At 73.6% G+C, this 20,931-nt stretch carries 22 protein-coding genes; 13 read left to right on the forward strand and 9 right to left on the reverse strand.

Annotated elements, in window-relative coordinates:
* Entirely contained in the window at positions 1-876 is an 876-nt protein-coding gene (locus tag AMYTH_RS0115515; protein WP_167344591.1) for an IS3 family transposase, read from the forward strand.
* Positions 877-1,312: 436 nt separating this feature from the next.
* Here AMYTH_RS0115515 and AMYTH_RS0115520 read toward each other — a convergent pair whose 3' ends face one another.
* A complete protein-coding gene (locus AMYTH_RS0115520; protein ID WP_027931098.1) occupies positions 1,313-2,233 on the reverse strand; it encodes an AraC family transcriptional regulator in 921 nt (306 codons plus the stop codon).
* Positions 2,234-2,314: 81 nt separating this feature from the next.
* Here AMYTH_RS0115520 and AMYTH_RS0115525 point away from each other — a divergent pair, with 81 nt between their 5' ends.
* Positions 2,315-2,746 carry a nitroreductase family deazaflavin-dependent oxidoreductase gene (locus AMYTH_RS0115525; protein WP_027931099.1) on the forward strand — a complete coding sequence of 144 codons (432 nt, stop codon included), beginning with the start codon at positions 2,315-2,317 and terminating at the stop codon, positions 2,744-2,746.
* 4 nt (positions 2,747-2,750) lie between these two features.
* On the opposite strand, the gene AMYTH_RS0115530 is transcribed toward AMYTH_RS0115525, so the two are convergent.
* Positions 2,751-3,389, reverse strand: coding sequence for an IMPACT family protein (locus tag AMYTH_RS0115530; protein WP_027931100.1), 639 nt, complete (start codon positions 3,387-3,389; stop codon positions 2,751-2,753).
* Positions 3,390-3,539: 150 nt separating this feature from the next.
* Between AMYTH_RS0115530 and AMYTH_RS0115535 the strand changes: the two genes are divergently transcribed.
* The 6 genes from AMYTH_RS0115535 (at position 3,540) to AMYTH_RS0115565 (ending at position 9,744) form a co-directional block, all read left to right on the forward strand.
* Positions 3,540-4,316 (forward strand): cyclase family protein, encoded by a 777-nt coding sequence (locus AMYTH_RS0115535; protein ID WP_027931101.1) that lies wholly within the window; start codon positions 3,540-3,542, stop codon positions 4,314-4,316.
* Complete coding sequence (locus AMYTH_RS0115540) at positions 4,313-5,941, forward strand: thiamine pyrophosphate-binding protein (RefSeq protein ID WP_027931102.1); 1,629 nt, start codon at positions 4,313-4,315, stop codon at positions 5,939-5,941. The genes AMYTH_RS0115535 and AMYTH_RS0115540 overlap by 4 nt, the downstream gene beginning before the upstream one ends.
* Positions 5,942-6,037: 96 nt before the next feature.
* On the forward strand, positions 6,038-6,703 hold the full coding sequence (locus AMYTH_RS0115545) for a DUF4097 family beta strand repeat-containing protein (protein ID WP_027931103.1): 666 nt from the start codon (positions 6,038-6,040) through the stop codon (positions 6,701-6,703).
* Between the two features lie 237 nt (positions 6,704-6,940).
* Entirely contained in the window at positions 6,941-7,945 is a 1,005-nt protein-coding gene (locus tag AMYTH_RS0115550) for a TerC/Alx family metal homeostasis membrane protein (protein WP_027931104.1), read from the forward strand.
* Positions 7,946-8,067: 122 nt separating this feature from the next.
* A complete protein-coding gene (locus AMYTH_RS0115560) occupies positions 8,068-8,448 on the forward strand; it encodes a YybH family protein (RefSeq protein WP_027931105.1) in 381 nt (126 codons plus the stop codon).
* Between the two features lie 150 nt (positions 8,449-8,598).
* Positions 8,599-9,744, forward strand: coding sequence for a metallophosphoesterase (locus AMYTH_RS0115565; RefSeq protein WP_037322559.1), 1,146 nt, complete (start codon positions 8,599-8,601; stop codon positions 9,742-9,744).
* A 48-nt stretch (positions 9,745-9,792) separates the two neighbouring features.
* Here the strand turns inward: AMYTH_RS0115565 and AMYTH_RS0115570 are convergent, their stop codons facing one another.
* Positions 9,793-10,473, reverse strand: coding sequence for an NADPH-dependent F420 reductase (locus tag AMYTH_RS0115570; RefSeq protein ID WP_027931107.1), 681 nt, complete (start codon positions 10,471-10,473; stop codon positions 9,793-9,795).
* Positions 10,470-11,507 (reverse strand): LLM class flavin-dependent oxidoreductase, encoded by a 1,038-nt coding sequence (locus tag AMYTH_RS0115575; RefSeq protein WP_027931108.1) that lies wholly within the window; start codon positions 11,505-11,507, stop codon positions 10,470-10,472. The genes AMYTH_RS0115570 and AMYTH_RS0115575 overlap by 4 nt, the downstream gene beginning before the upstream one ends.
* Positions 11,508-11,602: 95 nt before the next feature.
* Between AMYTH_RS0115575 and AMYTH_RS0115580 the strand changes: the two genes are divergently transcribed.
* Both AMYTH_RS0115580 and AMYTH_RS0115590 read left to right on the forward strand, forming a co-directional pair.
* Positions 11,603-12,088: a MarR family winged helix-turn-helix transcriptional regulator gene (locus AMYTH_RS0115580; protein WP_027931109.1), complete on the forward strand. Its 486-nt coding sequence runs from the start codon at positions 11,603-11,605 to the stop codon at positions 12,086-12,088.
* A gap of 427 nt (positions 12,089-12,515) precedes the next feature.
* Positions 12,516-13,613 (forward strand): FAD-dependent monooxygenase, encoded by a 1,098-nt coding sequence (locus tag AMYTH_RS0115590; RefSeq protein ID WP_027931110.1) that lies wholly within the window; start codon positions 12,516-12,518, stop codon positions 13,611-13,613.
* A 10-nt stretch (positions 13,614-13,623) separates the two neighbouring features.
* Here AMYTH_RS0115590 and AMYTH_RS0115595 read toward each other — a convergent pair whose 3' ends face one another.
* Positions 13,624-14,448 (reverse strand): thioesterase family protein, encoded by an 825-nt coding sequence (locus AMYTH_RS0115595; protein ID WP_017981646.1) that lies wholly within the window; start codon positions 14,446-14,448, stop codon positions 13,624-13,626.
* A gap of 79 nt (positions 14,449-14,527) precedes the next feature.
* The gene (locus AMYTH_RS0115600; RefSeq protein ID WP_027931111.1) at positions 14,528-14,755 is read right to left on the reverse strand and encodes a hypothetical protein; all 228 of its coding nucleotides are present in this window, start codon (positions 14,753-14,755) and stop codon (positions 14,528-14,530) included.
* Between the two features lie 178 nt (positions 14,756-14,933).
* Between AMYTH_RS0115600 and AMYTH_RS0115605 the strand changes: the two genes are divergently transcribed.
* A complete protein-coding gene (locus AMYTH_RS0115605; RefSeq protein ID WP_228684790.1) occupies positions 14,934-15,605 on the forward strand; it encodes a cation transporter in 672 nt (223 codons plus the stop codon).
* Position 15,606: 1 nt separating this feature from the next.
* Here the strand turns inward: AMYTH_RS0115605 and AMYTH_RS0115610 are convergent, their stop codons facing one another.
* Positions 15,607-17,118 carry a PucR family transcriptional regulator gene (locus AMYTH_RS0115610; RefSeq protein WP_027931113.1) on the reverse strand — a complete coding sequence of 504 codons (1,512 nt, stop codon included), beginning with the start codon at positions 17,116-17,118 and terminating at the stop codon, positions 15,607-15,609.
* A gap of 70 nt (positions 17,119-17,188) precedes the next feature.
* Here AMYTH_RS0115610 and AMYTH_RS0115615 point away from each other — a divergent pair, with 70 nt between their 5' ends.
* Together AMYTH_RS0115615 and AMYTH_RS0115620 are read left to right on the forward strand one after the other, a co-directional pair.
* Positions 17,189-18,478, forward strand: coding sequence for an NAD(P)/FAD-dependent oxidoreductase (locus AMYTH_RS0115615; protein ID WP_051362692.1), 1,290 nt, complete (start codon positions 17,189-17,191; stop codon positions 18,476-18,478).
* A gap of 3 nt (positions 18,479-18,481) precedes the next feature.
* Positions 18,482-19,078, forward strand: a complete 597-nt coding sequence (locus AMYTH_RS0115620; RefSeq protein WP_084022601.1) for a GreA/GreB family elongation factor — start codon at positions 18,482-18,484, stop codon at positions 19,076-19,078.
* Here the strand turns inward: AMYTH_RS0115620 and AMYTH_RS0115625 are convergent.
* Positions 19,075-20,280, reverse strand: coding sequence for an MFS transporter (locus tag AMYTH_RS0115625; protein ID WP_027931116.1), 1,206 nt, complete (start codon positions 20,278-20,280; stop codon positions 19,075-19,077). The two genes, AMYTH_RS0115620 and AMYTH_RS0115625, sit on opposite strands and share 4 nt — an antisense overlap.
* On the reverse strand, positions 20,277-20,852 hold the full coding sequence (locus tag AMYTH_RS0115630) for an NADPH-dependent FMN reductase (RefSeq protein WP_027931117.1): 576 nt from the start codon (positions 20,850-20,852) through the stop codon (positions 20,277-20,279). Before AMYTH_RS0115630 ends, AMYTH_RS0115625 begins: the two co-directional genes overlap by 4 nt.
* Between the last annotated feature and the right edge of the window lie 79 nt (positions 20,853-20,931).

The following is a 20,931-nucleotide window of genomic DNA, read 5'->3' on the forward strand; positions in this document are numbered from 1 at the left end:
GTGTATCCGTTCATCGAGGCGGAGAACGCCCGCAGGCAAGGCACCGTCACCCGGGCCTGCCAGCTGCTGGGAATCTCCCGCACCGCCTACTACAACCACCGCACCCGCACCGCCACCGGCGGATCCACCCGCCAACGGACCGACACGGCGCTGACCGAGAAAATCATCGCCGCGCACGACCGCTCCCGCGGCACCTACGGTGCTCCGCGGATCCGGGCCGAACTGGCCGCCCAAGGGCACCGGCACTCCCGAAAACGCATCGCCCGGCTGATGCAGCAAGCCGGCCGGGCCGGACGCGCCCCCCGCCGCTGGCGCACCACCACCGTCCCCGACCCCGCCGCCACAACCCCGCCCGATCTGATCAGCCGCGACTTCACCACCAACGCCAGCGACATCAACACCCGCTGGTGCGGCGACATCACCTACATCCCCACCGGCGAGGGCTGGCTCTACCTGGCCACCGTCCTCGACCTCGCCTCCCGCCGGGTCGTGGGCTGGGCCACCGCCGACCACCTGCACACCGACCTGCCCGATCAAGCCCTGCGCAACGCCCTCCACCAACGCCGCCCCCAACCCGGAGTGAACTTCCACTCCGACCGCGGCTGCCAATACACCTCCCAGCAATACGCCCACACCGCCCACCAAGCCGGAATCCGCCTCTCCGTCGGACGCCGCGGCCAATGCTGGGACAACGCCGTCGCCGAATCCTTCTTCGCCACCCTCAAAACCGAACTACTCCACCACCACACCTGGCCCACCCGAGCCACCGCCCACCACGCCCTCTTCACCTGGATCGAAGGCTGGTACAACACCCACCGCCGCCACTCCAGCCTCAACTACCAAAGCCCAGCAACCTACGAAACAACCGCAGCCTGACCGCCCTACCAAACCCGTCCACCAAAACGGGGCAACCCCAAACACAATCAGGCATCGGGGGCGGGGGTGGTCGAAAGGTGACCGTTCGGCGCCGTGAGGCGCTCCTGCGCGAAGCGCAGGAAAAAGATCAAAAGAGTCCTCGCCGGACGGGCAGGCTCCGGGATGACCAGGGACCGTTGTCGTCTCACCTCGGGTGGGTGGCTGGGTGGTCATCCCGTCGCCTTCCGGTTTGTGCATATCACCTTGATCCAGGGCCGCAAGGTTGGCATGTCAACTCACGCGAGAAGCGGAGGTTGCGGCCCTGGCTCAAGGTGATCGCGCCGGTGTCAGGCGACGGGATGACCACCCAGCTGCCTTGTGTTCTGCGCGAAGCAGCCCCGACACGGGCGCCGAGTTCGTCCCCGGCGGCGGGCCGCCACGGCCGGCCCACCGCCGGTCACACCCGGGCCGATCTCCGGTAGCTGCCCGGCGCGTGACCTCGATCCCGCCGGAACGCGCGGCTGAACGCGTACACCGAGGTGTAGCCGACCGAGCGGGCGACGGCCTCCAGCGCGTCGTCGGTGTCGCGGAGCCGGACCGCGGCGAGATCCATCCTCAGCCGCGTCAGGTAGCTTCCGAAGGACTCGCCGGCGACGGTGCGGAACCGGCGCGCGAGCGTGGTCCGCGACACCGCCAGCTCGGCCGCGAGCAGGTCGATGGTCCACGCCCGCGCCGGATCCTCGTGCAGCTTCGCGATCGCCGCGCCGACGAGCGGGTCGCACAGCACGCCGAGCCAGGACCCGCGTGCCCCGTCCGGGTTCCGCGCCACCCACACCCGCAGCAACTGCACCAGCAGGATGTCGACCAGCCTGCTGAGCACGACCGCGGTGGCGAGCTGCGGACGCGCGAGTTCCCTGCCCAGCAGGCGGACGGTGTCGTCGAGGCAGCTGCCGCCGTTGTCCGCCCGGATGTGCACCACCTCAGGGAGCGAGGCGAGCACCTGGGTGGACACCGCCGGGTCGTACTCGTAGGAGGCGCTCAGGATGTGGGTCTGGACCTCGCCGGTGCCGAAGCGCAGCACGCCACCGTCGGCCCGGGCCCGTTCCGCGACGTCGCAGTCGCAGGGGTCCGCCGGAACGTCCGGCGCGCTGGTCAGGGTGTGCTCGGTCCCGGTCGGCAGCAGCACGACGTCCCCCGGCATCAGCTGCGCGGGCGGGCGGCCGGGCACGCCGAGCCAGGCGGTGCCGGCCGTGACAGCGTAGAACCCGGCGCCGCCGATCCGGCTCCACGAGATCCCCCACGTGCCACCAGCCGCGATGCGCGCGCCGAGGACGCCGCGGACCCCCGCGACTTCGAGCGCGTCAGCCAGCACGTCCATGCGCTCAACAGTAGCAATGGATGACACGATCGGATATGAATCCGACCGTTTCGAGCATCGATCAGGTCGCCGTGGGCGCTTATGATCAACGTCGTGACCGACATCGACTTCGACGCGATGAACCGCGACGTCATCACCCAGTTCCGCGCCAACGGCGGCAAGGCCGGCGGCATCTTCGAGGGCAGCCCGCTGGTCCTGGTGCACCACGTCGGTGCGAAGTCCGGCATCGAGCGGATCGCCCCGCTGGTCTACTACCGCGAGGGCGACCGGATCTTCGTGTTCGCCAGCAAGGGCGGCGCCGACGAGAACCCCGCCTGGTACCACAACCTGGTGGCCAACCCGAAGACCACGATCGAGCTGGGCGACGAGACCTTTCCGGTGATCGCCCGCGTGCTGGAGGGTCCCGAGCGCGACGAGATCTACGCGAAGCAGTCCGCCGTGCAGCCGCAGTTCGCCGAGTACCAGCGCAAGACCAGCCGGGTCATCCCGGTGATCGAGCTGGTGCGGGTCTGACCCGTCAGGGGAGGTGGAGGTCCCTCGTCCCCGCGTCGAGGGCCTCGACCTCGCCGCCGGTCCGTTCGGCCAGCCACGCGCCGAACGCGTCCCGGTCGGCCTCGGTGACGGCGACCGTCAGCGTGACGTCCGCGCCGTAGTCGATGTCCTGCAGCCGGTACGGCGAGTTGCGCAGATCGTGCTCGAGGCGGCCGGCGAGGTCGTGCGGCACGGCGACCAGCAGCTCGCGGTGCCGCACCCTGCGCAGCGTCCCGACGGCGTCGAGGGTTTCCGCCAGCGCGCCGGAGTAGGCGCGGACCAGCCCGCCCGCGCCGAGCTTGACCCCGCCGAACCACCGCGACACCACGGCGACGACGTCGGTCAGGTTGCGGCGCGCGAGCACCTCGAGCATGGGAACGCCCGCGGTGCCGGCGGGCTCCCCGTCGTCGTTGCTGCGAACGGTCATCTCACCGGTCTCCGGGTCGCCGATCCGCAGCGCCGTGCAGTGGTGGTTCGCGCCGGGCCCGGCCTTGCGCACCCGGGCGATCAGCGCCGCGGCGGCCTCCACGTCATCGACCCGCGCGACGGTGCACACGAACCGGGACCGCTTGATCTCGACCTCGTGCTGCCCGTCGCGGGCGATGACACAGACCTCACCGTTCACCAGCCGATGCTATGCGGCTCGGACGTGCGGCCGGCTCGCACGTCCGCCGGCCGGCTCGTCGCGCCTGGGGACCGTTGCGCGGATGGCTAGTCTCGTTCCGAGCGCGGGCCGCGCACGACCGCCGGAGCGCCACGATCCGAGGAGGTTCCGATGCCCGTCCTGGCCGATCTGCTGTCCGCGCTGCGGAGCAGCCGCGTCGAGGTCGTCGACCTGACCGCGCCGCTGTCGGCGAGCACGCCGGTGCTGCAGCTGCCGCCGCCGTTCGCCAACACCACGGGCTTCCGGCTGGAGGAGATCAGCCGCTACGACGACCGGGGCCCGCGCTGGTACTGGAACGACATCCACACCGGCGAGCACGTCGGCACGCACGTCGACGCGCCCAACCACTGGCTGTCCGGCAAGGACGGGCACAGCGTCGACCAGATCCCGCTGCGCACGCTCATCGGACCGGCCGTCGTGCTGGACGTGTCGGCGCGGGTCGCCGGCGATCCCGACTTCCTGCTGGGCATCGACGACGTCCGCGAGTGGGAACGCGAGCACGGGCCGCTGCCCGAGGGCGGCTGGCTGCTCTACCGGACCGGCTGGGACGCGCGTTCCGGCGACCAGGACAGCTTCCTCAACGTCAGCGACGGCGCCTCGCACACCCCGGGCGTGTCGCCGGAGTGCGCACAGTGGCTCGCCGAGGAAGCCCCGATCGCGGGGTTCGGCGTGGAGACCGTGGGCACCGACGCCGGCCGCGCCGCCGAGCTGGAGCCGATCTTCCCGTGCCACGACCGCCTGCTCGGCGCGGGCAAGTGCGGGCTGACCCAGCTGCGCAACCTCGCCCAGCTGCCGCCGACCGGCGCCCTGCTGGTGGTCTCGCCGCTGCCGATCGTCGGCGGATCGGGCAGCCCGGCGCGCGTGTACGCGTTTGTGGAGCGGGCGTGATCGTCGCCGAGGCGGTCGGGCGCGTCCTGGCGCAGCTGGGCGCCGGCCCGGTGTTCGGCGTGGTGGGCAGCGGCAACTTCCACGTCACCAACGCGTTGCGGGCGGCCGGGGTCGCCTTTCACGCCACCCGCCACGAGGGCGGCGCGGCCACCGCCGCCGACGCGTGCGCGCGGATGAGCGGCCGCGTCGCGCTCGTGTCGACCCACCAGGGCTGCGGGCTGACCAACGCGGTCACCGGCATCGGCGAGGCGGCGAAGAGCCGGACCCCGCTGATCGTCCTCACGGCCGAGTCGCCCGCCGCCGATCCGCTCAACAACTTCCGCATCGACCAGGACGCGCTCGCCCACGCGGTCGGCGCGGTCGCCGAGCGCGTGCACAGCCCGGAAACCGCGGTGGCCGACACGGTGCGCGCGTACCGGACCGCGCTGCACGAACGCCGCACCGTCGTGCTGAACCTGCCGCTGGACGTGCAGGCCATGCCCGCGCCGCCGCTGGAAGCCGTCGAGCCGGTGCCCGCCCCTCCCGCGCCGGAGCCCGATGCCGCGTCGGTAGCCGAACTGGCCGCGCTGCTCGCCGACGCGGAGCGGCCGGTGTTCATCGCCGGCCGGGGTGGCCGGGGCGCGGCCGCGGAGATCCGGGCGCTCGCCGACGCGTGCGGCGCGCTGCTCGCGACGTCCGCGGTGGCGCACGGCCTGTTCCACGGCGACCCGTGGGCGCTGGGCATCTCCGGCGGGTTCGCCTCCCCGCTGGCGGCGGAACTCGTCCGCGACGCCGATCTCGTCGTCGGCTGGGGCTGCGCGCTCAACCGGTGGACCACCCGCCACGGCAAGCTGATCGGCCCCGGCGCGCGTCTCGCGCAGGTCGACCTGGAGGCGAGCGCAATCGGCGCGCACCGGCCGGTCGACGTCGGCGTGGTGGGCGACGCGGCGGCGACCGCCCGCGCGGTGCTCGCCGAACTGGGTGGGCAACGGAAATCCGGCTACCGCTCCCCCGCGCTGCGGGACCGGATCGCCGCGCGCGCCCGCTGGTCGGCCGCCGACTTCCGCGACGAGTCGGCCCCGGACCTGATCGACCCGCGCACGTTGTCCGCGGCGCTGGACCGCATCCTGCCCGCCGAGCGCGTGGTGTCCGTGGACTCCGGCAACTTCATGGGCTATCCCAGCGCGTTCCTGGACGTGCCGGACGAGTTCGGGTTCTGCTTCACCCAGGCCTTCCAGTCGATCGGGCTGGGGCTGGCCACCGCGATCGGCGCGGCGATCGCCCAGCCCGGCCGGCTGCCCGTCGCCGCGCTCGGCGACGGCGGGTTCCACATGGCAGCCCAGGAGCTCGACACGGCCGTGCGACTGGGCCTGCCGCTGCTGGTCGTCGTCTACAACGACGCCGCGTACGGCGCGGAGGTGCACCACTTCGCCGGCGACCACACGACCGTCCGGTTCCCGCCGACCGACATCGCCGCGATCGGGCGCGGGTTCGGCTGCGCCGGGGTGACCGTCCGCACCGTCGCCGACCTGCGGCAGGTGTCCGAGTGGCTGACCGGTCCCCGGGAGAAACCGCTGGTCGTGGACGCGAAGATCACCGACGACGGCGGGTCGTGGTGGCTGGCGGAGGCCTTCCACGGCCACTGACGTCCCGTGTCAGCGGCGGCGTCAGCGCGGTGGCGGTCCGGTGTCAGTGCGGCGGGCGATGGTGTTCCCATCAAGCCGCTCACCAAGGAGAGACCGATGCAGAACTTCGCCACCACCGCCCCGATCGCCGCCGTCCTGACCGTCCCCGCCGGGCGCATCCACCTCACCGCCGCGGACCGCGCCGACACCACCGTGGAGGTCACCCCGGCCAACGCGGGCAAGAGCCGCGACGTGCAGCTGGCCGAACAGACCACCGTCACCTACGCCGACGGGGTGCTGCGGGTCGAGGCGCCGGAGTCCCGCAACCAGTTCTTCGGCCCGTCCGGTTCGGTCGCGGTCACCGTGCGGCTGCCCGCCGGCTCCCGCGTCGACGTCACCAGCTCCGCCGCCGAGCTCCGCGCCACCGGCCGTTTCGGCGACGTCACGGTGGAGGGCGCCTACCGCGACATCCACCTCGACGAGGCCGCGACGCTGCGGCTCACCGCGACCGACGGGGACGTGGCGGTCGGCCGGGTCGGCGGCGCCACGGAAATCACCACCGCCCGCGGCGACATCCGCCTCACCGAGGCCGTCAGCGGCACGGTCGTGCTGCGGACCCAGGCGGGCGACATCACCGTCGGCGCGGCGGCCGGTGTCTCGGCCACGCTGGACGCCGGCACCGACCACGGCCGGATCAGCAACGCGCTGAAGAACAACGGCAGCCCGGAGCTGACCATCCGCGCCACCACGTCCCAGGGCGACATCGCCGCCCACAGCCTGTGACACGGGGCTCGCCGGCCGGCACGCGCCGGCCGGCGAGTGGTCCGTTGTGGACGCTCGGAGCCACTGCCGGGTGACCACCCTTTACAACGTGTCCGATTTGTCCGATACTCGGTCGCGAGGGGAGTACTTCCCAAGGTCCCTGACCGGTCAGTACGGACACCCGGCGTGTCCCCGGCAGGGCGCCCGTGACGGCGGGTGAAGGAGACCTCGAACGCTGACGGTGTTCGAGGAGGCCCCATGTCGCACCAGTCCGCGGTCGCCGCTGCCGCGCCCGCGTCGTCGATCGGCAGCCCGTGGTTGTGGGTGATCAGCATCGCGGTGCTGCTGGCCCTGCTGGCGGCCGATTTCCTCGTGACGCGGCGGCCGCACGAGGTGTCGCTGCGCGAGGCCGCCGGGTGGTCGGTGTTCTACCTGACCCTGCCGCTGGTGTTCGCCCTCTGGTTGTGGACCGCGTTCGGCGGCGCGCAGGCGCTGGAGTTCGCCACCGGGTTCGTCGTGGAGAAGTCGCTTTCCGTCGACAACCTGTTCGTGTTCATGCTGCTGCTGGCCGCGTTCGCGGTGCCCGCCGAGGTGCAGCAACGGGTGCTGCTCTACGGCATCGTCGGCGCGCTGGTCCTGCGCGGCATCTTCATCGCCGCCGGTGCCGCGCTGCTGCAGGCAGGCACCTGGGCGTTCCTGGTGTTCGGCCTGATCCTGTTCGCCTCGGCGGTCAAGATCCTGCACGAGGCGGTCAGCGGCCCGGAACCGGACCGCGACGTGTCGCGGATGCGCTCGGTGCGGTTGCTGCGCAGGCTGATGCCGGTCACCGACGACTACCGCGGCACACGCATGGTCGTCCGCGAGCGCGGACGGCGGGCGCTGACCCCGCTGACGCTCGTGGTGGTGGCCGTCTTCGCCACCGACGTGGTGTTCGCCGTCGACTCGGTGCCCGCGGTCTACGGCATCACCGAGGACCCGTACCTGGTCTTCGCCACCAACGCCTTCGCGCTGCTCGGTTTGCGTGCCCTGTACTTCGTGCTGCACACCGCACTGGCCAAGCTCACCCACCTCAACCACGGGCTCGCCGTCATCCTGGCGTTCATCGGGATCAAGCTCGTGCTGCACTGGGCGCACGAGGTGTGGCCCGCGGTGCCCACCATCCCGACCCCGGTCTCGCTGCTGGTCATCGTGGTGATCCTGGCGACCGTGACGGTGACGAGCCTGCGGTCCGGGAAGCGCGCCGCGGAGCGGAGCCCGTCGTGACCGGCCTGCTGGTCGACGCGGCCCTGATCACGCTGCTGGTCCTCGCCGCGCTCGTCACGGTGGTGGTCCTGCTGGACGCGCGGCCGCCGCGCTGAGCCGCCGCCCGGTGCCACACTCACCGGATGGACGAGCAACGAGTGCGGTCCTGGATCGACGGCTACGAGCGCGCGTGGCGGTCGCCGGGCACCGGCGCCCTGGCGGAACTGTTCACCGGGGACGCGACCTACCAGCAGTCCCCGTACCGCGAACCGGTGCGGGGACTGCCCGCCATCGCCGCGATGTGGGAGGCCGAGCGGACCGGCCCCGACGAGGACTTCCGGATGACGAGCGAACCGGTTGCCCTCGACGGGGACACCGCCGTCGTGCGGGTCGAGGTGACCTACGGCGAACCCACGCGACAGCAGTACCGGGACCTGTGGATCATCCGCTTCGCCGGGGACGGCCGGTGCCGGGCGTTCGAGGAGTGGCCGTTCTGGCCGGAGAAGTCCTACCGCCCGGACTGACCGGCCCCCGCCGCGGCCGGCCTGGTTCCGTGCCGCACCGCGGCCCGGACGCGCGGCCCACGCCGATACGGTTGACCCGTTCGTGTCCGTCCCAGCCGCCTGGAGCACGTCCTGACCGCCATCCTCTTCGGCCTCGTCGTCCTCGCCGCGATGCTCGTGCTGCACGGCTACCTGTGGTTCCGGCTGGTCCGCGCCACCACCGTCGCCGGGCGGGCGCGGCGGCGGCTGACCGTGCTCACCGTCGTCCTCGCCGTGCTGCCCGCGGCCGCGGTGGCCGGGCGCCGCGTGCTGCCCTGGTCCGCGCAGGTGCCACTGGACTGGCTGGCCTACAGCTGGCTCGGCCTGGCGTTCTACGCGTTCCTGGCGTTGCTCGCGCTCGAACCGGTGCGCTGGCTGCTGAACCGGCGGCGACAGGAAACGCCTGCCGGGCCCGGCGCCGCGCACGCCCCGCCGGACCCGTCGCGGCGGCTGTTCCTGGCCCGCTCGCTGGCGCTCACCGCCGGGGCGGTCGCGATCGGCACCGCGGGCACCGGGGCCGTGCTGGCCAACTCCGCGCCCGTCGTACGCCGGGTGCCCATCGCGATCGCCGGTCTCGACCCCGCGCTGGAGGGCTACCGCATCGTCACCTTCTCCGACGGGCACCTGTCCACCACCTACGGCGGCAGCCGGTTCGAGCGCCTGGTCGAGACGGTCAACGCCCAGCGGCCGGACGCCGTGGCGATCGTGGGCGACCTGGTCGACGGGGAGCTGCACGAGCTGCGCGAGGACGTCGCCCCGCTGGCCGACCTGGTCAGCGGTCAGGGCATCTACTTCGTCACCGGCAACCACGAGTACTTCGTGGACACCGAGGCCTGGCTGCGGCACCTGCCCACGCTCGGGGTGGACGTGCTGCGCAACGAACGGGTCCCGCTCGGCCGCGGGGGCGCGACCTTCGACCTGGCGGGCATCGACGACCGCACCGCCGCGCGCTCCGGAGTCCCCGGCCACGGCGCGAACCTCGACGCCGCGCTCGACGGCCGGGACGACAGCGTCCCGCTCGTGCTGCTGGCCCACCAGCCGGTGCAGGTCGAACAGGCCCGCGCGGCCGGCGTGGACCTGCAGCTGTCCGGCCACACCCACGGCGGGCAGCTGTGGCCGTTCGACTACGCCATCCGGCTCGACCAGCCGGCCGTCGAGGGCCTGTCCCGCCACGGCGACACGCAGCTCTACGTGACGGCCGGCGCGGGCTACTGGGGCCCGCCCATGCGCGTCGGCGCACGCCCGGAGGTCACGGTCATCGAGCTGACCCGCGGCTGAGCCCGGCCCACGCACACTGCAGCACGAGCCAGTCGAACCCAACCGGGTTCACGCGTCGATCGCGCGTGCCTTCGTGACCTGCCGTCCCCGTTCGGAGTCCGGGAAACGGTCGAGGATCGCGCGTAGTTCGGTGGCGGTGACGTTGGCTCCGAAGGCTTCCGAACCCGGTTCGAGGCGCACCCCCTCGGCGAGCGGCCCGGCGGTGACCGGGTCGAAGCCGAGCGCGTCGACCAGCTTCGCCACCGCCGCGACGTCCGCCGGGTCGTCCCCGGCGATGGCGATCGCCTTGCGGTCCGGGGCGCCGGCGGGGCGGGCGCCGTCCTCGAGGTCGTGGTAGCCCATGTGGTTGAAGGCTTTCACCACCCGGGCACCGGCCACAAAGGACTGCACGGTCTCGCTCGACGAGGTGCGCGGGTCGTCCAGATCGTGGCGGATGCCGTCGACCTCCCACCAGTAGTTCATCGCGTCCACGACCAGCTTGCCCGCCAGCGCCTCGGCGGGGATCTCGCGGTACTTGCCCAGCGGCAGCGCGAGGATCACCACGTCCGCCTGCCCGGCCGCCTCGGCCGCGGTGGTCGCGATCGCGCCCGGCGTGAGGACCTCGACGGTGAGCGCGATCTTCTCCGGAGCGCCCGAGCCCGCGATGAGCACGCGGTACCCGGCCGCGAGCGCGAGCCGTGCCAGCACCGTGCCCACCTTGCCTGCGCCGAGGATGCCGATGGTGGTCACTTCGCCTCCGAAAGGATGTCGCGGACCATCGGGATCACCTTGGTGCCGTACAGCTCCACCGCCCGCAGGCGGGCGCTCGCGGGCTGCGAACCGCTGCTGTAGATCATGTCGAATCGGCCGACGCCCAGGTCGGTCACCGCGCGGGCGATCTTGCGGGCGACCGTCTCCGGCGATCCGATGTAGAGCGAGCCGTGCTCGATTTCGGCGTCGTACTCCTCGCGGCGGATCGGCGGCCAGCCGCGCTGGCGCCCGATCCGGTCTCGGATCACCCGGTACCGCGGCCAGAACACCTCGCGGGCCTGCTCGTCGGTGTCGGCGACGAACCCCGGCGAGTGCATGCCGACCGGGTGCGCGGTCGTGCCGAACTCCGCCGCCGCCCTGCGGTACAGGTCCAGGTAGGGCGCGAACCGCTTCGGCGGGCCGCCGATGATTGCGAGCATCAGCGGCAGGTTGTAGTGCGCCGTGCGGACCACCGACTGCGGCGAGCCGCCCACCCCGACCCACGTCGTCAGGCGCCCCGACTCCGTCTTCGGGTAGACGTCGGCGTCCTCCAGCGCCGGGCGCAGCGTGCCGCTCCAGGTCACCGGCTTCTCGTCGAGCAGCCGCGCGAACAGCTCGATCTTCTCCTCGAACAGCTTGTCGTAGTCGGCCAGGTCGTAGCCGAACAGCGGGAACGACTCGGTGAACGAACCCCGGCCGAGGATCACCTCGGCGCGCCCGTTCGACAGCGCGTCGACCGTGGCGAACCGCTGGAACACCCGCACCGGGTCGTCCGAACTGAGCACCGTCACGCCGGAGGACAGGTGGATCCGCGACGTGCGGGTGGCGATGCCCGCCAGCACCGTCTCCGGCGAAGAGATCGAGTACTCGGGGCGGTGGTGCTCGCCGAGCGCGATCACGTCCACGCCGATCTCGTCGGCCAGCACGGCCTCGTCCACGACCTGCCGGATCGCCTGCGCGTGCGACAGCGGACGGCCGTCGTCGTCCTCGGGCACGTCGCCGAACGTGTCGAGCCCGAACACCAGGTCAGACATGAGAAGGCTCCTCCGCGAGCGCCAAGTAATTGACACGTCAATCTGTCTTCTCCCGTCATACGCCGGTATGATTGACGTGTCAACCAGGAGGGGTCATGAGTCCAGCACGGCGGCACCGGGTCCTGCCCACCACCGACGAGCTGCGGGTGTGGCGCGGGTTCATCGAAACCGCGGAGGCGCTGCGCGGCGAGCTCGGTTCGCGGCTGCAGAGCGAGGCGGGCCTGTCGTCCAGCGACTACACGGTCCTGCTCGCGCTGAGCGAGGCGGACGGGCAGCGGCTGCGGTCCTCGCAACTGGCCGCCGGCGTCGGCTGGGAACGCAGCCGGCTGTCGCATCACCTGGGGAGGATGGAGCGGCGCGGCCTGATCCGGCGGGAGAACTGCACCACCGACAGCCGGGGAGCCGAAGTCGTCCTCACTGAAGAGGGCGCGGCCGCCTTCCGTGCCGCCACGGTCCCGCACCTGACCGCGGTACGCGAACTCTTCGTCGACGCCCTGAGCCCCGACCAGCTCGCCGCCGCGGGCGAGATCGCTGCGGCGCTCGGCGAGCGGCTGGCTACACGGCGCGGGCGCCGCCCGTGACCGCCTGGCGCGGCCTGATCCAGCGGAAGAACGGCCCCACCGACAACGGACACAGCCCGAACCAACTCGCCACCGCCAGCGAAACCGCCGCGGCACTGGGCCAGCGGCTCGCCGCACGGCGCGGGCACCGCCCGTGACCGCTTCGCGCAGCCTGACCCAGCGGAAAAACAGCCCCACCGACAACCGCGGACACAGCCCAAACCAACTCGCCACCGCCAGCGACATCACCGCGCCACTAAGCCAGCGGCTCGCCCCAACGGCACGGGCGCCACCCGCAACCGTCTGGCGCAGCCTGAACTGATCATGCGGCAGCGCTCGGCGAGCGGCTCGCCGCACGACCCGAACGCCACCCGTGATTGCCTGGTAGTGCGGGTCCCAGGCAAGAACAGTCCTGCCACGGCGCGGGCCACCGCCGTTGACTGGAGTCATGCGAACCACTGATCACGCAGCGGCCGTCGTCGTCGGCGGGTCCCTCGCCGGCCTGATGGCCGCCCTGGGTCTGGCCAAGTTCGGCATCGCGGTGACGGTCCTCGAACGCTCCGGCCCACAGCCCCGCGGCGGCGCGGCCCTGGGCGGCGCCGAGAGCAACCTGCACCGCCTCGTCGGCCCGGACGGCCTTGCCGGCCCGGAGGCCACCGCCGCCGCGCTGAACGGCTCGCGCCCCCACCTGCAGAGCTGGGCACAGGCGCACGGCCTGCTGCGCCGGGCCGCGGAGGCGGACCCGCACATCGACCTCGTCCACGGCGCCCGCGTCGTCGAGGCCGGGCAGGACGAGACGTCGGCGTGGGCGCGGACCGCGGACGGCGCGATCCACCGCGGCGATCTCGTGGTGGGCGCCGACGGGCACCGCAGCGTGGTCCGCCGCGCCGTCGCCCCCGAGCGTCCCGACGCGGCCTTCGCCGGGTACGTCATCTGGCTGGGCATCGCCGAGGAGCCGGAACTGGACGTCGACGCCTGGCCGCCGGGCATGGACATCTTCGACGCCGGGGCCGACTGCCTCCTCGGCTACCCGCTGGCCGAGTCCGCGCCGCCCGGTCGCCGTCGCCTGGGCTGGGCCTGGTTCGACCGGCGCCGCAACGACCTGCTGCGCACCACCGGATGCGTCGACGGCGACGTGGTCCAGCACTCGCTGCGACCGGCGGACCTCCCGGCGAGCCTGATCGCCGAACTCGACGCCGAGGCCGCGCAGTGGCCGGCGGCGTGGCGGGACGCGGTGCGGGCCTGCCTGCGCCGCCGCGGGGTCACCGGCACCCCGGTCGCCGAGTACGTCCCGGACCGGCTCGTGCGCGGCCGGATCGCGCTGGTCGGCGACGCCGCGCACGTGTCCACCCCGATGACCGGCCGCGGGTTCGCCGTCGCGCTCACCGACGCCGAGGTGCTCGCCGACGAGGTGGCCAAGGCCGTGGCCGAAGCCCGCGACGACGCGATCCCCGCCGCCCTGCGCACCTACCAGGACCGCTCGCTGGAACGGGCGCGGGAACTGGTCGAGTCCGGACAGCGGTTCAGCCGCTCGTTCACCGGCTGAGCACGGCTCCTCAGGCGGGCGGGTCGAGGCGGATGCCGGCCAGCTGGGTGGCCTGGGCGACCAGGCGGCCGCGGCTGTCCCACACCAGGCACACCTCGTCCACACGGTTGCCCTCGATGAGCTGCGCCTTGTGCAGCACCCGCACCGGCCCGGGAGCGGGCAGCGCGCGCACGTAGGCGGTCAGCTCCAGCGTCGGCACCCAGCCGGTGAGCGCGATGTCCAGCGTCGCGGGCGGGAAGGCGTCGACGGCGTAGAGCAGGGACAGCGGGTCGAAGTCCGCTCCCCCGGGCAGGCCGAGCCAGCCGCGCAGCACGCCCGCACCGCTCGGGGCGCCCCGGCCGAAGCCCAGGTCCTCGGGCTGGATGCGCAGGTCGACCTGGTCCATGATGACCGGCCCCGGACCACCTCCGGCCGGGCCGGTGACCGGGACGCAGTCGGCGTACTCGCGCCCCTCCGGCTCGGGCATGCCCTCGCCCCAGTACGGCTTCGACTCCGCGTCGAGCGCGCCGAGCGTGAACATCGCCTCGACGCACGACGTGTCGTTCTGGGTCAGGCGGGCCCGCACCTGGCTCGCCGACCGGCCGGTCCGCAGCACCTCCACGCCCAGCTCCACCGGGCCCGGCTCCGGCGCGCGCAGGTAGTGCGCGCTGGCCGCGAGCACGTCCCGGTGGGACGCCGAGGAGGTCGCGGCGCGCCCGAGCATCGCCAGCAGGTAGCCGCCGTTGGGCTTGCCGCCGATGGTCCACTCGGGGTGGGCGGCGGCGGTGAAGCGCCCCGGGGCGACCTCCTCGACCCGGCTGACGTCGGCGAAGGTGGTGGTGGCTTGGTCGGTCACGCTCGGTTCCTCCGGTGCTGGTGCGCTGGCTACCCGCAGCCTCGCACACACCGCCCGCGTGCCGGCAACGTCACTCCCGTCACGCGGCCGGGCCGTGCCGGGTGGCCAGGCCGGCCTCGACGAGCTGCTCCATCACCCGCCACACCTCGTCCGCGTCGAGGCCGGTGAGGCTCGCCAGGTCGTCGACGGGGTACGGCCCGGCCCCGTGGCGGGCGACGACCTCCAGGATCGCCTCGACGACCTCCAGGTCGTGGTCGCCGGGCTGCTCGCCGGCCGGGCTGGGATGCGGTTCCGGTTCCTGCTTCACTCCACCAGCCTGGCCCGCCCCCGGCGCGGCGACCACGGCCGTTGGACCCGGTACCTGACGGGACTTTGGTCGACAGCGGTCGCCGGGCCGGCCCGGTCCAGACCTTTGTGGACCATCCTAAGTAGCCTCGCGGGCCCGTCGTTTCCAATAGGTCAGCCATCGCTGTACCGTTCTCCCCATGCTGACGCGCGGCGCGGCGCAGGCCTGGCTGGGCAGGGTGCTCGCCGATCCCACACGGCGCCGAACACCCACGCTGACCGGGCGGCGGGCCGTGCTGTCCCGCCGGGTGCGGCTGCTCGTCGCGGCCACGATCACCTACAACGTCGTCGAAGCCGTGGTCGCGATCTCCGCGGGCACGGTCGCGTCGTCGACGGCGCTGATCGGTTTCGGGCTGGACTCGGTGATCGAGGTCGCCTCGGCCGCCGCCGTGGCGTGGCAGTTCTCCGGCGCCGACCCCGAGGCCCGCGAGCGGACGGCGCTGAAGGTGATCGCGGTGTCGTTCTTCGCGCTCGCCGCCTACGTCACCGTCGAGTCGGTGCGTAGCCTCGCCGGCGCGGAACCGGCCGCGCACTCGACCGTCGGCATCGCACTGGCCGCGGTGTCGCTCGTGGTCATGCCGTTCCTGTCCTACGCGCAGCGCCGCGCGGGCCGTGAGCTCGGCTCCGCCAGCGCCGTCGCCGACTCCAAGCAGACCCTGCTGTGCACCTACCTGTCCGGCGTGCTGCTGGTGGGCCTGCTGCTCAACTCGCTGCTCGGCTGGTGGTGGGCCGATCCGGTCGTGGCGCTGGTGATCGCCGTGGTCGCGGTGAAGGAAGGCCGCGAAGCCTGGCGCGGCGAGCACTGCTGCTGAACTATTCGTGCACGGCCATGGCGATCAGCATCGCCAGGCGCTGCGCCGGATCGTCCAGATCCAGGCCGGGCACCGCCGCCGTGACGCGGCGCAAACGGTTGCGCACCGTGTTCTGGTGGACGCCTAGCACCGCCGCGGCGCGGCCGAGGTCGCCCTGCGCCTCCAGCCAGGCACGCAGCGTCGGCAGCAACTCGGGCGCCTCGTGCCCGGCCAGCCGCGCCACCGGACTCCGGGCGGGGATCCGGCCGGTCGCCGCGGCGGACCGCAGGCGTTGCAGCAGCACCTGGTGCCAGGATTCGTCGTAGCAGACGGCTTCCCCGCGGCCGAGCCGGTCGTGCAGGGTCAGGCACTCGTCGGACTCCCGGCGCCCGGACGGCAACTCCGCGACCTCGCACTCCCCGGAGACCCCGGCGACGATCCGCAGGTGCGCGGGCAGGCCGGCGACCAGCTGCCGCACCCAGTGGAACGCCGGCGCGGGATCGGCGGCGGGCAGCACGGTGTAGACGGTGTTGCCGAACAACGTGCTGCGCCCGACGCGCGACCACCCGAACCCGGTCGTGGCCCGCTCGAACGCCAGCAGCAGCCCGGCGTTGCGTTCGGCCTCGGTGTGCGCGCGCACTGCGACGACCCGCAGCCCGGACGCGGGCAGGCCCAGTTTCCGGACGACCGCGTCCGCGTCCGGGTCGCCTTCGAGGAGCTGGATGACCAGCTCGGACTCCACCTGCCGTTCGAGGTCCGCGCTGACCCGCCACCGCAGCAGGTGCAGCGCCACCGTGCGCGCCCCGTCGACGAGGATGCTCGCGCGCGCCGCGTCCAGCGGGGCGGTGCACGACACCCACAGCGATCCCAGCAGCTCCCGGCCGGCGCGGACCGCGACGACCGAGCGCCCGTGCAGACCGTGCTCGGGCGCGGCAGGCACGAACAACGGCTCGTCGGACCGGGCGAGGTGGGTGAACACGCCCTGCCGTTCGAACAGCGCCCGCACCCGGTCCGGCACGCGGCGGCCCAGGATCGTGTCCTGCCGCACCGGGTCGGCTTCGCGCTGCTCGCTGGAGTAGGCCATCACCCTGGACAGCTGGTCCTCGATGGTGACCGGCCCGCCGACCGCGGCGGCGATCGTGTCGGCCAGCGCGGACAGGTCGGCCGGGCCGCGGCCGGACTCGGTCTCCCGCCCCTCCAGCACCAGCCCGTAGACCACGCCGGCGACCTGGCTCCAGGACACGCTGGGCTCGACCACGAGCACGGCGATCCCGTCCGCGTCGCGCAGCAGGTCCGGCGCCGGGTCCTCGGTGGTCCGCACGACCAGCACGACCGCCCTGGCCTGCCGCGCGAGCCGGATCGCCTCGGCCACCGTTGCCACGCCGACGGCGAGGAAGATGTCGCCGGCCGGCGACTCCTGGCGCACCGGGTCGTGCAGTGCGACGCTGCGCAGCCCGGCCTCGCGGTCGGCGGATCCGCACAGGCGGGCGCCGTAGCTGCCGAGGATCGTGATCAGACGGTCCAGCTTGACCATGTGCCCACCCTACAAGCACGACCCGGCAAATTGTGCGATCCGGACATCCGGTGGCTCCCGTGGGCGGGCGATGCTCGGGGGGAGGCGAAAGTCAGGGAGGTTGCCGGTGGACGAGAGCGCTCAGGGACCACGCTCCGCCGTCGTGGTCGGCGCGGGGATCGTCGGGCTGTCGACGGCGTGGTTCCTGCAGGAACACGGGGTGCGGGTGACCGTGCTGGACCGCACGGGCGTCGCGGCCGGCGCGTCCCGGGGCAACGCGGGCTGGCTCTCGCCCGGGCTGGCGATCCCGCTCAACGAACCGGCAGTGCGGCGCACCGGGCTCGCCTCGCTCGTCCGGCGGGACGCTCCCCTGCACGTGCCGCCGACCGCGGACCCGGCGCTCTGGTCGTTCCTGCTGCGGTTCGCCGCGCACTGCACCTGGCCGGCGTGGCGCCGCGTGGTGGCCGCGAACCTGGCGCTGAACGACGACTGCCTGGACGCCTTCGACACCCTCGTCCGCGGTGGCGTGGCGGCGGAGAGCGTCGAGGCCCCGATCACCGCGGTGTTCGAATCCGCAGGCGCGGCCGCGGGACTGCTGGCCGAGCTGCGGCGCTTCACCGCGGCCGGGGCCCGCGCCGACCACACCGGCCTGACCTCGGCGCAGGTCCGCGCGCGACTGCCGCAACTGTCCGGGCACGCGGGCGCCGGGATCGACCTGCCCGGCCAGCGCTACGTCGACCCGGGCCGGTTCGTGCGGGCGCTCGCGGACTCGGTGCGCCATCGCGGCGGCACCATCCGCGCCGGGTTCGACGTGCGGTCGATCCGCTCGCACCGGCACGCGGTGACGGTCGTGTCTCGCGACAACGTGAGCTTCTCGGCGAACGTCGCCGTCCTCGCGACGGGGGCGTGGATCAGCCGCCTGGCCGGGAAACTCGGCGTGCGCGTGCCGGTGCGGGCCGGGCGCGGCTACTCCTTCACGGTGCCCACCGAGACGCCGCTGCGGCAACCGGTGTACCTGCCCACGGTGCGCGTCGCGTGCACGCCCTACCTCGGCGCGATGCGCGTGGCCGGGACGATGGAGTTCCGCGGCCCCGACGACCCGCCCGACGAGCGGCGCGTGGAGGCGATCGTGCGGTCCGCGGCGCCGTTCTTCGAGGGCGTGCGGTGGGCCGAGCGCAGCGACACGTGGGTGGGCCCGCGACCGGTGAGCAGCGACGGGCTCCCCATCATCGGCGCCACCGCCGAGCCGGGCGTGTACGTCGCGGGCGGGCACGGCATGTGGGGCCTCACGCAGGGGCCGGTCACCGGGAAGCTGCTCGCCGAACACGTCGTCACCGGCAAGCAGCCGGAGTCCCTGCGGCCGTTCGACCCGCTGCGGTGAGCCATGGGATCCACCGAGGACCTGGAGTTCCTGCGCGCGGAGAACGCGCTGCTGCGCGTGGAACGGGACATCCTGCTGCGCGTCGCGGCCGGTTTCGCCGACGACGCCAACGCCACGCTGCTCCGGCGGCGCACCGCCGCCCGGCCGAACGAAGGAGGTAACGCGATGGACACCGTGTGGCTGACCGAGGAGGCGTACGCGCGCCTGAGCGCGGAGCTGTCCGCGTTGCGCGGCCCGGAGGACGACGATCCGGAAGACCGGGAAATGGCTCTGCGGCAGCGAAAGGCGCGCACGCGTGAGCTGGAGGACCTGCTGCGCCGCGCGGTGGTCGGGCAGACGCCGCCCGACGACGGCGTCGCCGAACCGGGCATGGTGCTGACGGTCCGGTTCGACGACGACCCGGAGCCGGAGACGTTCCTGCTCGGCGTGCGCGACGGCGCGGGCGACGACCTGGAGGTGTACTCCCCCGGCTCGCCGCTGGGCCGCGCCCTGACCGGCGCCCGCCAGGGCGAGACCCGCACGTACACGGTGCCGAGCGGCGCGACGGTGCGGGTGACGCTGCTCCGCGCGGTGCCCTACGGCCGGCACGGTGTGTCCTAAGCGGACATCAGCGCGGTGATCGCCGGGCCGAAGGCGGCGCCGAGCAGGTAGCAGAGGTTGAGCAGACCGACCGCCGTCGGCCGGTGCTCCTCGGCCACCGCGCCCGCGTACACCGCGAACACCCCCTGCCCCGAGGCCGCCGCGAGCGACCCCGCCGCCATGCCCGCCAGCAGCACCGGCGTCGCGCCGGCGAAGGCGACCACCACCGTCGCCGCGGTGGCCGCGCCGATCAGCAGCGCGGTCACCACGCCGGGCCGCATCCGGCCGGACGCCGCCACCACCAGCCAGGACAGCGCGCCGCCGAGCAGGTAGGGCACCACCATCACGGTGCCGATCTGCGCCGGCGTCCAGCCGGTGTGCCGGGCCAGCAGCGTGGGTGCGGCGTACAGGATGCCGAAGTTGACCACGGCGAGCGCCAGTCCCACTCCGCACAGGCCGAGGAACCGGGGCGAGCGGGCCAGCGCCGCGGGCAGGAAGCCGTCCGGCCGGGCCCGCAGGCGCACGATCAGCAGCAGCACGGTGACCACGGCGGCGGCCGCGGCGGGCGCAGGCCAGTGCGGGAGGGCCGCCAGGGCGGTGACCAGCCCGGTCACCAGCGCCGCGCCCGGCACGTCGAACCGGGAGCCCGGCGGCTCCGGCGGCATCGCGCGCCGGGCGGCGGCAGGCACCGCGAGCAGGCTGACCACCGGCAGCGCGAGCGTGGCGCGCCAGGACGCCAGATCGGCGACGACCTGCCCGGCGAGCGGGCTGACCGAGCCCACCACGGCGAGCGAGGCGGTGACGATCCCCATGCGCCGCGCCGAATCGGCGAGGTTCATCGCCGTCACCGTCAGCCCGGCGCAGCCCAGTGCTTGTGCCGCGCTCCCGACGACCAGCAGCGGCAGCGCCGGCCCGGCCACCACGAGCAGCGCGCCCGCGGCCACGAGCAGCGCGCACACCGCGAGGACGGCGCGGACGCCCCGGCGGGCCAGCAGCCCGGCCATCAGCGGCGTGCCCACCGCGACACCCCAGCCGAAGGCCGTCACCAGCCAGGTCGCCGCGGGAATCCCGACGCCGAGATCACCGGCCACCTCCCCCAGGACGAGGGCCGGTCCCGCGATGCCCAGCGACAGCGGCCCGGCCAGCAGCGCCAGCCACGGCGCACCCACCCGGCCCGCCCGGGCCGGCGACACCGCCGCGGCCCGGTCCGGCGAGGTCGTCACGACCGGCCCGCCCCGGTCAGCGCCCCGCGCGCGGCGGCGGCGAGGTCGTCGAGCAGCGCGGCCAGCGTGGTGCGCAGGTCCGCGTCGCGCAGCACGCCGTCCGGGTCGAACGCGTTGTCCGCACGGGGCACGCACAGGCGGCGCTCCACCACCTGTGCCCCGATGGCGGACAGCACCTGCCGCAGCTCCGCCTGGGACCACTCGGCGCCGTAGTCGCTCGGGCTCACGCCCGCCACGGCCACCGGCTTGCCCACCAGCACGCCTTCCCCGTACGGGCGGGACGCCCAGTCGAGCGCGTTCTTCAACTGGCCGGGCAGGCTGCTGTTGTACTCCGGGGTGGCGATCAACAGGGCGTCGGCGCCGGCGATCGCCTCGCGCAGGGCCAGCACCCCCGGCCCCGGCTCCGCCTCGTGGTCCTCGTTGAACGGCTGCACGTCCGCCAGCCCCGTCCACAGGTCCAGTTCCGCGCCCGGCGGCGTCCGCAGCCCGCGCAGCAGGGTGGTGCTGTGGGAGGCGGCACGCAGGCTGCCGGAGATTCCGAGCACGCGGACCGGCTTCGCGTCGTGAGTCATCAGGTACTCCCTCGTCGGGTGGTCGCTCTCGAGCCCGACTCTGCGCGGCCGCGCTTACCGTGACCTTTTCGTCCGCTTA

It is taken from the genome of Amycolatopsis thermoflava N1165 (assembly GCF_000473265.1).
GTDB classification, from domain to species: Bacteria; Actinomycetota; Actinomycetes; order Mycobacteriales; family Pseudonocardiaceae; genus Amycolatopsis_E; species Amycolatopsis_E thermoflava.